The 12,076-nt window shown below is 55.7% G+C and carries 10 protein-coding genes; 1 reads left to right on the top strand and 9 read right to left on the bottom strand.

The annotated features are described in order from the left end of the window. Positions 1–106: 106 nt before the first annotated feature. The 3 genes from OO306_RS03935 to yddG form a co-directional block, all read right to left on the bottom strand. Positions 107–2,050, bottom strand: a complete 1,944-nt coding sequence (locus OO306_RS03935) for a methyl-accepting chemotaxis protein (RefSeq protein WP_265967789.1) — start codon at positions 2,048–2,050, stop codon at positions 107–109. A gap of 71 nt (positions 2,051–2,121) precedes the next feature. Next, positions 2,122–3,012 (bottom strand): alpha/beta hydrolase, encoded by an 891-nt coding sequence (locus OO306_RS03930; RefSeq protein WP_265967788.1) that lies wholly within the window; start codon positions 3,010–3,012, stop codon positions 2,122–2,124. Positions 3,013–3,160: 148 nt separating this feature from the next. Then, entirely contained in the window at positions 3,161–4,087 is a 927-nt protein-coding gene (gene yddG, locus OO306_RS03925; RefSeq protein ID WP_265967787.1) for an aromatic amino acid DMT transporter YddG, read from the bottom strand. A gap of 141 nt (positions 4,088–4,228) precedes the next feature. Between yddG and pdxY the strand changes: the two genes are divergently transcribed. Next, positions 4,229–5,095: a pyridoxal kinase PdxY gene (pdxY, locus tag OO306_RS03920; RefSeq protein WP_265967786.1), complete on the top strand. Its 867-nt coding sequence runs from the start codon at positions 4,229–4,231 to the stop codon at positions 5,093–5,095. A gap of 43 nt (positions 5,096–5,138) precedes the next feature. Here the strand turns inward: pdxY and OO306_RS03915 are convergent, their stop codons facing one another. From OO306_RS03915 to OO306_RS03890, 6 genes are all read right to left on the bottom strand, one after another. Then, on the bottom strand, positions 5,139–6,128 hold the full coding sequence (locus OO306_RS03915; protein ID WP_265967785.1) for an isopenicillin N synthase family oxygenase: 990 nt from the start codon (positions 6,126–6,128) through the stop codon (positions 5,139–5,141). Between the two features lie 289 nt (positions 6,129–6,417). After that, on the bottom strand, positions 6,418–7,266 hold the full coding sequence (locus tag OO306_RS03910) for a proline/glycine betaine ABC transporter permease (RefSeq protein WP_265967784.1): 849 nt from the start codon (positions 7,264–7,266) through the stop codon (positions 6,418–6,420). Further along, the gene (locus OO306_RS03905) at positions 7,259–8,104 is read right to left on the bottom strand and encodes a proline/glycine betaine ABC transporter permease (protein WP_265967783.1); all 846 of its coding nucleotides are present in this window, start codon (positions 8,102–8,104) and stop codon (positions 7,259–7,261) included. Before OO306_RS03905 ends, OO306_RS03910 begins: the two co-directional genes overlap by 8 nt. A 29-nt stretch (positions 8,105–8,133) precedes the next feature. Continuing rightward, positions 8,134–9,201 (bottom strand): glycine betaine/L-proline ABC transporter ATP-binding protein, encoded by a 1,068-nt coding sequence (locus OO306_RS03900; RefSeq protein ID WP_265967855.1) that lies wholly within the window; start codon positions 9,199–9,201, stop codon positions 8,134–8,136. 74 nt (positions 9,202–9,275) lie between these two features. After that, positions 9,276–10,124, bottom strand: coding sequence for a glycine betaine ABC transporter substrate-binding protein (locus OO306_RS03895; protein WP_265967782.1), 849 nt, complete (start codon positions 10,122–10,124; stop codon positions 9,276–9,278). 300 nt (positions 10,125–10,424) lie between these two features. Continuing rightward, positions 10,425–12,050, bottom strand: coding sequence for an NADP-dependent glyceraldehyde-3-phosphate dehydrogenase (locus tag OO306_RS03890; protein ID WP_265967781.1), 1,626 nt, complete (start codon positions 12,048–12,050; stop codon positions 10,425–10,427). Positions 12,051–12,076 lie beyond the last annotated feature (26 nt).

Genomic DNA, 12,076 nt, shown 5'->3' with positions numbered 1-12,076 from the left:
TCCCAATCTGGCACACACCGCGGGCCGCCTACTGCTAGGTAACGACCTGCCAGAGGGCAGCGCTGTGAATCGCTGCCTCTGCGCAGACTTGGATTTGGGTCTGTCGCTAGGTACGGAACCGGCGCACTAGCGTATCCAATTCATTGGAAAGGTCCGCAAGATTTTCTGAATCGCCCCGTGCAGTGTGCGCAAGCTCCGCCACCAGCTGAGCATCACCGTGAATACGACTGATGTGCCGGTTGATGTCTTCGGCAACCTGGTGTTGTTCTTCGGCGGCAGTAGCGATTTGCGTATTCATATCACGTATGACGTCCACCGACTCACGGATCAGCCCAAAGCTGTCGCGCGCCAAGCCGATGCGGCTTACTGACTGCTGAGAAACGTCGATGCTGGCGTGCATCTGTTGAGCCACCTGAGCTGTTCGGTTTGCCAGATTACCTAGCAGGCCGTCAATTTCAGCAGTGGAGTCTGCAGTGCGTTTAGCAAGCGCACGAACCTCGTCAGCGACCACGGCAAAACCGCGTCCTTGCTCACCAGCACGGGCCGCCTCGATGGCTGCGTTAAGGGCCAGCAAGTTGGTTTGCTCAGCGATCGAGCGGATAGTGCCAAGAATCGACTGGATGGCGGTACTGTCGCGCTCCAGTTGTTGTATCGAGTGCGCCGATCGCTCGATTTCCTGACTTAGATGATCGACACTCAGTACTGCCGCGTCGATCTGCTGCTGGCCTTCATGGGCTTGCTGCTGACCGCTTTCGGCAGACATCGCCGCCTGGCTGCAAGAGCGGGCTACTTCATTGGCGGTGGCAACCATCTCGTGAAATGCTGTTGAAACCATATCCACCGCCTCGCGCTGCCGGCTTGCGGCTTCAGCCATGTCGTGACTGACTCGGCCGGAACTGCCAGAGGCCTCGAGCATTTTACCTGCCGCCGCGCCGATCTGCCGGATCAACCCACGTATGGCACCCAGGAATTGATTGAACCAACCGGCCAGTTGGGCGGTTTCGTCGGAACCACGGATTTCCAAGTTGCGAGTCAGATCGCCTTCACCTTCTGCGATGCCCTCCAGGCCACTGGCAACACTGTTGATAGGACGCACGATCAGCCTCGCGAACTTGGCGCCGAGCACGGCGAAAAATGCAGCCAATAGCAATGCAGCGCTACCGATCAACCAGGTCAGGCGGGTAGTGGCGCGCATCACCTCACCTTCTTGTATCAACCCGATGAACGTCCAGCCCAACTGCTGATCAGGGTGGATATTGGCCATGTAGCGCTCGCCAGCGATATCCACTTCAACCAAGCCTCGCCCTGCCTTCGCCAGTTGTGCATACCCCTCACCGAGGCTTGAGAGCTGGTTGAAGTTATGGCTGGCATCTTGAGGGTCTACCAGGACAATGCCGTTCTTATCCATCAACATCAGGTAACCGCTCTCGCCGAGCTTGATCTTCTTGACGATCTCGGCGAGCCCCTTGAGCGACACGTCTACGTCTACCACACCGCTCATTTGCCCCAACTGGTTGGGTACGGCACGAACCGTACTAATCAGCACCGTATCGTCTGCTGGCCAGTAGTAAGCATCGGTGCGCAGTGTTTTGCCCGGATTAGCCATGGCCAACTGATAGAACGGACGTGGTCGGGGGTCGTAGTTAGCGAATTTTTGTCCAGGAGGCCAAGCCACATAGCCACCATCGCTGACGCCATACGACATCGAAGAATAACTCGGATGCGATGCAGCCAGCTGAGTGAACAAGTCGAGCAGCCTGGTGGCTTGGTCAGTGAGTTCGTATGAGGGAGTGGCACTCATGAATTTGTTGAGGTCGTTGCCGGTGGATGCCACCAACGGGTGGGCTGCCAGATAAGCCACGTTCTGGTCAATGCCATCGAAAAATATCCCCATTGCATTTGCCACCTGGCGGATTTCTCGGCCACTGCTGTCGACGAAGGCATTACGAGCCTCGCCGCGTAATGTAACGATCACCAAAATGGCGACTAGAACAATGGGCAACCCCGCAATCACTGCGAAAGCCCAGGTCAATTTCTGCTTGATGTTCATCCACGCTCCAAGTTGTTGTTTTCTTTAAAGAGGCAGGTGTCGGCAGGGTCTGCCAATGCTTAAAGCGCTTATCAGCAGTGACCAGACAGCTGCATCAGATGGCAGACAGCCTTGAAGAGCCCACTTGTGGGGTCGCCTAGATCCAGCACCACGTCGAAGTGATTTATGCCTGGGCTCACCAAGCTGCTGCCTGGCAAACCTTGGACCTGCCAGGCGGCCAGATAAGCTGTCGACTGGCGAGCGAACGCCTTGCTTTCGAGACTGCCGTGGCAGACCAGAAGCTCGGCACTACCGTGCCTGGGAAAGTGCTGAATGGGGCTATTGCGCTTTGCAGCAGTCGCGTCGAGACGCATCCATCCGTTAACGAAGGTCTGCGTCAAAGGCTGCAGGTCAAACAAACCACTGATCGCGATTGCGCCTCGAAGCGGCTCGGCAGGCTCGCCAACCTGGCGCTGCCAGCCATCGGCCAGCAGCATCCCCACCAGATGGCCTCCTGCTGAATGGCCAGCTGCGAACAGTCGGTTCGGGTCCCCACCGAAATCGACGATATGATGATGCGTCCATGCCAGCGCTCGACGCACTTGATCGACAATGCCATCCAGATCCATAGTCGGTACGAGGTCATATTCCAGCACCACCACACAAGCCCCGGCCTGGGTCAGTGCAGGCACCATGAATGCCGAGCCCGCTTTCGATAATGCACGCCAGTATCCACCATGGATAAAAAAGAAAACCGGTGCAGCCGCGGTCGCAGCAGGAAAGATATCCAGCTTTTCATTGGCACCAGGACCGTAGGAAACGTCGCGGTAACAAGCGGAAACAGCCAGGGCATTTTCACTCAGTGCCCGATAGCGCAGAGGGTATTGCTCAAAATCACTCACACTTCCCCGGACGTCATATTGATCATTTAGCCAGGTGTTGTCCGGCGCATCGACCTGCACAGACAAATCAAAAGTAACCATTATGCAAAAATCCTTTATTGCATTGCGGAATAAATCCAGATAACGAACACAATAAAGCCGCAACCATAGTACTCAACACTGACGAAACTGTTAGCTTTTTATTGGACTGTTGTGCGCCTCATGAGCTACCGATTGCCAGACGTACCTCTTATGACTCTCTGCTCAACACGTCAGTTGTTACTTGCCTCAAGTCGCTAGAGCGAGTAGCCAGCCAGCAGATCAATGAACCTGCCGTGACCAAAAGCGTACCTTGCCAAAACTGCAACGCCAGCGCCGTGCTCAGCCATACAGCCGAGAATGCCGATGACAGTACCGGCGCGAAGTAAGACGCGGTGGCCAGCAAGCTCAGGTTGCCGCGTGTGATACCGGTGTTCCACAAAGCATATCCGCCTGCCACGGCTAACACCGCAAGCGCCAACTCCACCCCGCTGCCCAGGGTGAACGTATTGAGGCGTTCGTCGCTGAGTGCATACTTGATCCACAGCACCGCGGCCGTGAAGATGAAGAACAGGACGATCTGGTTGCCCGTGCCCCCATAGCGACGGGTCACATTGCAATACAGCGCGAACGCCAACGAGCACGCAAGCGCCAGGCTGAAGGCAATCGGGTTTTCCCCCACGCTGGCGCTCAAAGCGCGCAGCGACAAATCATCGCCGCAGACCACCCAGACAATGCCAAATACCGCCAACCCTGTGCCTGGAGCAATCAACCAGGTGGCTCGCTGACCATTCATGAACACTGCAACCAACACCGTCAGAGAAGGCCACAGATAATTCACCACACCGATTTCGATCGCCTGTTGATGAGAAGTGGCATAACCCAGCGACAGCGACATGCACACCTCGTACAGTACGAACAGGCCGCCACCTGCAATTAAATAGAATATCGGAGCCCCTCGCAGGCGAGGCCTTCCCAGCACCGCAATCAAAAAAGCTGCGCCAATCGAGTAGATCAATGCTGCCCCGCCAATGGGACCGAATGTTTCGCTAATACTTCGAATCAACCCTCCCGCCGTACTCCACATAAAAATCGCCACCAAACCACAGACCGTGGCGCTGCGTTTACTGCTGAACATTTGCTGACCTCAACGAAACGGGCGCAAATTATACGCGCGGCAAGGCGCGCCATCATCAGAAACTTCCGATAAACGGCTTTAGAAAACCAGAATATGCAATAATCCACACCTTCCAGCCTCGAAAAAGAAGCACACTCGGAGATGACAAGTCAGCCTCGCTACATTCTTTCCATACAATCACACGTCGCCATGGGGCACGTCGGTAACGCTGCGGCGGTCTTCCCCCTGCAGCGCTTGGGTTTTGAGGTGCTACCCGTGCATACGGTGCAGTTCTCAAACCACACAGGTTACGGGCAATACCGTGGTCAGGTATTCGAAGCTGAACATGTCCGCGAGGTTTTGGAGGGGTTGCGTGAGCGAGGCGTACTGGGCCAAGTGGAGGCTGTGTTGTCGGGGTATCTTGGTGAAGCTGCGATCGGGGCGCAAATCCTGAGGACGGTCAACGAAATTCGCCGAGAAAATCCTCACGTCCGATACTTGTGCGACCCCGTCATGGGCGACGTTGGCCGCGGCGTATTCGTCAACCAAACAATTCCCGAGTTCATGCGCAACCTGGCGATCCCTTGTGCCGACATTCTTACGCCTAACCAGTTCGAAGCGGAGCTTCTGACCGGCAGCCGCCTGCGAACCGTCGACGAGGCCGTCAACATTGCCCGACAACTTCGCCGGCGCGGACCCGACACAATAGTGGTGACCAGCCTGACAACCGAGGATATTCCTGGCGATCAACTGGGCACGTTGGCCGTTGACGGCAGTGGTGCTTGGCTGGTGCTCACCCCGCGACTGGAGCTTTATCCGATGCCCAACGGCATGGGGGATGTGTTCTCGGCGACGCTGCTGGGCCGCTTGATGATCAGCGATTGTTTGCCTGATGCGCTGAGTAAGAGTACGTCCACACTTTACAATCTGGTGAAGGCCACGAAAGCGGGTTCGAGAGATCTACCCCTGATCCAGGCTCAGGAGCAACTGGCCAGCCCCAATCCGACATTCGATGCACAACCGGTCTGAGGGGACTGCGCAGGACAGGCCAGCCTGACCTGCGCGTAGAGTTTCAGGCCATTTCGCGTTGCTTCAGGTGGGTGTAGGTATCCAGAAATTTCTGGTACTTGTATTCACCGCAGACATACGGCTCGTATTTCGGTGGCTTCGCTTGCGATACGCAGGTCGGTACCACTTCCACCACCGCTTCGTAATCGAGATCGATGAAGAACGGGATGGAATAGCGCTCATTACCACTCACGTTGATAACGCGATGCACAGTGGCAACGTAGCGATCGTTGGTGAAGGTCTGAACTAGATCGCCAATATTTACGATGAATGCGTCCTCGACAGGTGGAGCACTCACCCACTCCCCTTCCCGATTTTGGACCTGCAAGCCTCCGATCGAGTCCTGCGACAGGATGGTCAGAAAGCCGTAATCGGTATGAGCACCGGTGCCGATTTCACCCAAGGTAATCTCTCCCGTCTGAGGGGGATAGTAAGAAAGCCGCTGAATGGTGATTGGGTGACGTTGCAGCTTCTCGAAGTAGTCGGCAGGTAGGCCCAGGCTGATGGCGATCGCACTAATCAGTTTCCGCGCCAAGGCCATCATCGCATCGTGGTAGGCATCAAAGACCTCACGAAAGCGTGGCAGTTTTTCGGGATGAGGGTTCGGTCCAAAGAAGGGGGAGACCTCTTCTTCGTGCTTGCCGAAATCGAAGCACTCCTTGAAATCCCGAGTATTGGCGGGATCTGCGTTTTCCGTGTACATCGGTACGTAGCCACGCAGCGTTGGCCCGGAATCGGCAATGTTCAGCTTGAGCTTTTCCTCCATTGGCAAGGCAAAGAAAGCTTTGGACATCGCGTATGCCGACTGAATCAGGGCCGTGGGCACGCCGTGGTTCTTGACATACAGAAACCCTACGTTTTCACAAATTTCGCCGATTTCCTTGGCAACCTTGGCCGGATCGCTTCCGTCGATCAGTGGGCCCAGGTCCACCAGCGGGATTTCCTGAAACGAAGTGGTGTTAGTCTTCAGGCTGCGATCAAAATTGCCTCTCATGCCAACATCCTCATGTTATTGCATTTATGTAATCGCTTTTTGCATGACGCGGCGTGCCTGAACGGTGGCAGTCAGGTAAACGCGGCGTGAGTCACTGCACGTCATTTGCGCGTGACACATTCAGACGATAAAAGAACGCAGCTTGTCATTGAGGACCGCTCTCCATGGAATGAGGCCAAAACAACAACGAATCGGGACATCGTGATCGGTAGACTGAACGACACGCAAAAAAGAAGCCCGGGCTTTCACCCAGGCTTCTTTTACCTTCATCAGCACGTATCGACCGATATCAGGTGCGCTTGGCAGGCATGTATGTCGCTGGAATCGCCCCTCGGAACACACGATCCATGACGATCGCCAATGCGACGATCGCCAGCGATGCTCGCAGCCCCAGACCAAAGTCCAGACGTGTGAGCCCGCGCGTCACCTCCGCCCCCAGCCCGCCAGCACCGACCAGACCAGCCAGCACCACCATTGCCAGAGACAACAGAATGCACTGATTCACCCCAACCAACAGTGTCGGCAAAGCCGAAGGCAACTCAATCTTGCGTAACATCTCGAAGCGCGTGGCCCCTACTGCGCGCCCTAGCTCAATACGCTCACGGGGCACCTGGGTCATCGCAAGAATAGTGAGACGCACCATGGGTGCCACGCCGTAGACGATGGTCGAGATCAAGGCCGGTACAGTCCCCAGGCCAAACAGGATGACCGCTGGTACCAGATAGACCCATGGTGGCAGCGTCTGCATCAAGTCCAGCACGGGCCGGGCCAACGCCTGAAGGCGTTTGTTGCGGGAAATAACGATGCCCAGGGGAATACCGAACGCCATCGACAAAAGGACTGCCAACAACACCAACGCAATAGTTTGCACGGTAGCCAGCCACATCCCCATGCACAAACATACCGCAAGCCCGACTAACGTGAGCAGGCCCATACGCCAACCGGCGATCAGCAATGCACCCACGCTCAGCACCGCGATAACGATGGCCGGATCGAAGCTGTTGAGCAGACCAGCAATACCGCTCACCCAGAAATCGAAGAAACCGGCAATGGCGGCGAAGACGCCATGGTGATTGACATTGAGCCAGGTCAGCGCAGGAGCTACCACTGAGCCTGGTGAAACGATGACCTCAGCCATGACTTTTCTCCGTATCAAACTTGACCAGCCTTTGCGAAAACCGATCCAGCACGATACTGAGTACCACGATAGCGATACCGGCATTGATGGACTGGTCAATCTGCAACATGCGCACCGCGTCGTACACCGATTGCCCAAGGCCGCCAGACCCTACGATGCCTGCAATCACCACCATCCCGAAGGCCATCATCAGGCTCTGGTTGACACCCGCCATCATTGACGGGAAGGCGCAGGGCACGAGGATTTTGTAGACAGTTTGCCAGCGCGTCATTCCCACGGCGGCACCCAGCTCTCGCAACGATACCGGCGCCATCTTGATGCCGTGGGCGGTCAGGCGCATGGCTGGCGGAATCGCTACCAAGCTGGTCGCCCACATGGCTGTGGTCGGTCCGTACCCCAGCAACGCGATGCCTGGCAGCAAGTAGATATAGGCCGGCATGGTCTGTATGAAGTCGAGCACGACATCGCTGGTTTTCATCAAGCCAGAAGTGAGCCCGATGAACACACCGGCCGGGATCGCAATCAACAGGGCACTGAGCGTCGAACTCAACACCAGAGTCAGCGTGCTCATGGTCTCGCTCCACAACCCCATCGCTTGGCACAGCCATAGCCCAAATGCCGCGCCCACCGCGAACACACGGCCTACCGCGAACCAGCCAGCGATGAACACCGCCGCGATGACCAACCAGTACGGTGGCAACGCAAACAACCAATCCAGCGCTCGAAAAGCAGCATCCAGCGAAGCGCGCACCCATTCGAACAAGGTGTTTGCGTTATCGTTGAGCCACATCAACGCGTCATTGACGTGCAAATCGAATGCATCGGTGAATTCACTCATTTCACAACCCTCTTCGCATTCGCCGCCAGTCAGTTGACTTCAATGCCGCGCACGGCCTTCAGCAAGTTTTCCCGGGTGACCACACCCAGCGTCTGACCTTGCTCGACGATAGCAATATGCTCGCTCTTCTGCGTCAGCGTCAGGTCGATCAGCGTTTGCAGATCCGAATCCAACGAAGCCTGCGGAGCACCGGCGGGCACTTTATCGGCACCGGGTGACATGATCGAATGGGCCTTGACCAGATGCAGCCGCGAGATACCTTCGACGAAGTCGGCCACGTACTCGTCCGCAGGATTGAGCACAATTTCCTCAGGCGTCCCGATTTGAACGATTCGGCCCTCTTTCATGATCGCGATGCGGTCACCGATGCGGATCGCCTCTTCAAGGTCGTGGGTGATGAAGATCGAAGTCTTGTTGAGGCGGGTCGACAGTTGCTTGAACTCAATCTGCAGTTGCTTGCGGATTAGCGGGTCCAGCGCGCTAAAAGGCTCGTCCATCAGCAGGATTTGCGGATCGGTAGCCAACGCTCGGGCGATCCCCACACGTTGTTGCATGCCACCGGAAAGCTCTGAGGGGTAGCGCTGCGCCCAATTCTTCAAACCGACCTTTTCCAACGCGGCTTGACTGGTCTCCAAGCGTTGCTTCTTGCTTACCCCCTGAACTTCCAAGGGGAGCGCGACGTTCTCCAGTACCGTGCGGAACGGAAGCAGCGCCACATTCTGAAACACCATGCCCACATGGCGTGAACGCAACTGGCGCAGGTCGACGTCACCGAGCTTGCAAATGTCCTTGCCCTGTACCACCACCTCGCCAACACTGGGTTCGATCAGCCGGTTGAAATGCCTGATGAGCGTTGATTTGCCACTGCCAGACAAACCCATGATGCAGAATGTTTCACCTTCGTAGACTTCAAAGGAAACATCGGCCACGGCTACCACGCAGCCAAATTTATCCAGCATCTGGTCCTTGTCATGCGTGCCTTTGCGCGCCGCTTCGATAGCCGCAGCGCTTTCATTACCAAAGAACTTCCAAACCGAGCGGCACTGGATGGCGACAGGACGAGTAACGGCGCTAACGTCCACAGGAGAGAGTTTCATCATGTTCATATTGCCTCCGAAGTCCCGGGCGATGCCCGGGGACTTCTTTCAAATGGTCGGTACGATTCCGCTGGTTATTTGGACATCACCGACCATTTACCGACGAGTTTCTGATTCTTCTCCCACCATGCATCGACTGCCTGATCGATGGTCTTGCCGTTGTTCATATCCGCAGTAATCTGGGTTACATCGTCAAGCGGAACGTAGACGGTGGCCAGCGACTGGCGAATACCCTCGTTCTTCGCAGCGAAGCCTTTGTTGGCAATCCAGTAATAGGCTTGCGACGGGGCGAATACCCCTTTGGGGTCCTTGAGGAACTTGACATCAAACTTTTGCATCATCCAAGACGGCTGCCACAGCGTGGTAACAATCGTTTCCTTGCGCTCGAGTGCCGATTGCAGTTGCGCCACCATGGCTGCGGTGCTGCCATCGATAACTTGATACTTCAGGTCATAAGCTTTGACTGCATCACCCACTTCACGCATCAGGCCAGAACCTGGCTCAATCCCGATGATCTTCCCGCCTGTCTTGTCGACAATACCGTTAAGCTGATCAACCGAATCGATTTGAACGTAAGACGGTACGACCAGCCCCTGTAGGATGCCATAAGAGGCAATCGACAGCTTTTCCAATCGATTCTTGTATTTGGCCCAGTAGTCGGAGGTCAGATAATCGACGCTGGACAGCAAAACATCGACATCACCTTTCTGCAGGGCACCGAAAGCGATTCCCCACTCCGAAAACTTCACGAACTCCACCTTGTAACCCTGCTTCTGCAAAAATTTCACTGCTGGCAAGGCAACCGCCATCTGGTCTTCCCAGGCAAGGCTACCTACTTTTACCGTGCCCTCCTCTGCACGTGCGCCGAAGGCGACCAGCATCAAAATCATTAGCGAAGCGCACAACTTCAAGAAGCTTTTCATTTTTATTACCTTTTGTTGTAAAGCTTTCGGATCTGCAGCCTACAAGGCTGTCTAGGGCAAGGCTTATGTTGCGAAGAATGTGCCAAAAAGAATAATAGCCTGTCGCCAGGCTATATCCGCACCAACCGCTCTATCTCGGCCAACTTAGCGTGAGTTCGTTAGACACCCCATTTGGTGGTCGTACCCAAATGGCACAGTATTGAGATGAGTGCATGTCGTTAATAATTCGAGAATGCGTGTCAGCCTGGCACATCGCTCACCAACAACGCGCCGAAATGCTCCAGACTGACACGCTAACCCTCAAAAGATATAATCTGTGCTCAAGAAACCGGACGCTCGCCGGGCGATGATCTCGCTGACCAGATTTTTATTGGCGCTATCGAAGCGGGTTGCAACCAGTGTGCGAATAGAGAACACCCGCAATGCATCATGAACCGAAAGCGTGCCTTCGGCAGAGTCCTTGCGTCCATTGAACGGGTAGGCGTCAGGGCCTCGCTGGCACTGGGTGTTGATATTGATGCGACCTACCTGGTTGGCGAACACGTCCACCAGCTTGCCGATCTGTTCCGGGTCGCGCCCAAAAAGACTGAGCTGCTGACCGAAGGGCGAATTAATTACGTAATCCATGACGGTATCGATATCATCAAAGGGAACGATCGGCACCACAGGGCCGAACTGTTCTTCATGATAGACCCGCATCCCTGGGCCGACCGGATACAGGACCGCAGGTGAAAAGAACGAATGCAGGACCTCGCCGCCACCGGGGTTGACCACATCGGCGCCTTTACTCCGCGCGTCGCTCACCAGTCCGGCCAAATACTCAGCCTTACCCTCCTCCGGCAAAGGCGTCAGAGCGACATCAGGCCCCCATGGCATGCCATGCCTGAGCCCGGCAACCTTGGCATTGAAGCGCTCCAGGAAGCGCTCGACCAATGATCGATGCACAAATAGAATCTTCAACGCAGTGCAACGCTGGCCATTGAACGACAGCGCACCCGTCACGGTCTCGTTCACCGCCACATCCAGGTCGGCATCGGCAAGGACAATGCCTGGATTCTTGGCATCCAGCCCCAATGCCGCGCGCAACCGGTGAGGCTTGGGATGGAGTTTTTTCAACGAACTGGCACCCTTGTTGGTACCTATGAAGGCAAAGATATCGATTTTGCCGCTAGCCATCAGCGCACTGACAGTTTCACGCCCTTTGCCGTAAATGATGTTGATTACCCCCGACGGGAAGCTGTCGCGGAAAGCTTCAAGCAAGGGACGGATCAGCAGAACGCCGTACTTGGCCGGCTTGAACACCACGGTATTACCCATGATGAGCGCTGGTATCAAGGTGGTGAACGTCTCGTTCAACGGATAGTTGTAAGGCCCCATGCACAGCGACACGCCAAGCGGCACCCGGCGAATCTGCCCTAAAGTTCCCTGCTCAAGCTCGAAACGGCTTGAGCGTCGGTCCAATGCCTTCAATGCATTGATGGTGTCGACGATATAGTCGCAGGTGCGATCGAACTCCTTGCGTGCATCCGGCAAATTTTTTCCGATTTCCCACATCAGTAACTTGACCACCGCATCACGCCGCAGGCGCATGTTCGCCAGAAACGTTTCGACATGCTGGATACGTTCAGCCACTCGCAAGGTCGGCCAGCTGCCGCGACCGTTGTCATAAGCCTTGAGCGCGGCATCGAGCGCCTCCAACGCAGCGTCTGCATCAAGCAAAGGCGTGCTACCCAGCATCACTTGGTGATGGCTATCCCCCTCGCGCAGGTAAATGGGGCTTCTGACCTCAGCCATGGGGCCGGTCCAAGTACGCAGTTGCCCATCAACAAGGTACTCGCGCTGCTCGATAGGGCTGTCCGGTCGGTATTGTTCAGGGATCTGCTCAAGGGTAGGAAACAGATTATTCAGCGGATCATTTGGATTCATACGGTAGGTACCTGCGAAAAATGCCC

Source organism: Pseudomonas sp. DCB_AW, assembly GCF_026240895.1.
GTDB lineage: Bacteria > Pseudomonadota > Gammaproteobacteria > Pseudomonadales > Pseudomonadaceae > Aquipseudomonas > Aquipseudomonas kermanshahensis.
This window is presented reverse-complemented; position numbering and strand designations above follow the sequence as displayed.

Coding starts and splice junctions, on each gene's coding strand:
- OO306_RS03935 (WP_265967789.1), bottom strand. CDS start 2,050: ATGAACATCAAGCAGAAATTGACCTGGGCTTTCGCAGTGATTGCGGGG.
- OO306_RS03930 (WP_265967788.1), bottom strand. CDS start 3,012: ATGGTTACTTTTGATTTGTCTGTGCAGGTCGATGCGCCGGACAACACC.
- yddG (WP_265967787.1), bottom strand. CDS start 4,087: ATGTTCAGCAGTAAACGCAGCGCCACGGTCTGTGGTTTGGTGGCGATT.
- pdxY (WP_265967786.1), top strand. CDS start 4,229: ATGACAAGTCAGCCTCGCTACATTCTTTCCATACAATCACACGTCGCC.
- OO306_RS03915 (WP_265967785.1), bottom strand. CDS start 6,128: ATGAGAGGCAATTTTGATCGCAGCCTGAAGACTAACACCACTTCGTTT.
- OO306_RS03910 (WP_265967784.1), bottom strand. CDS start 7,266: ATGGCTGAGGTCATCGTTTCACCAGGCTCAGTGGTAGCTCCTGCGCTG.
- OO306_RS03905 (WP_265967783.1), bottom strand. CDS start 8,104: ATGAGTGAATTCACCGATGCATTCGATTTGCACGTCAATGACGCGTTG.
- OO306_RS03900 (WP_265967855.1), bottom strand. CDS start 9,201: ATGAAACTCTCTCCTGTGGACGTTAGCGCCGTTACTCGTCCTGTCGCC.
- OO306_RS03895 (WP_265967782.1), bottom strand. CDS start 10,124: ATGAAAAGCTTCTTGAAGTTGTGCGCTTCGCTAATGATTTTGATGCTG.
- OO306_RS03890 (WP_265967781.1), bottom strand. CDS start 12,050: ATGAATCCAAATGATCCGCTGAATAATCTGTTTCCTACCCTTGAGCAG.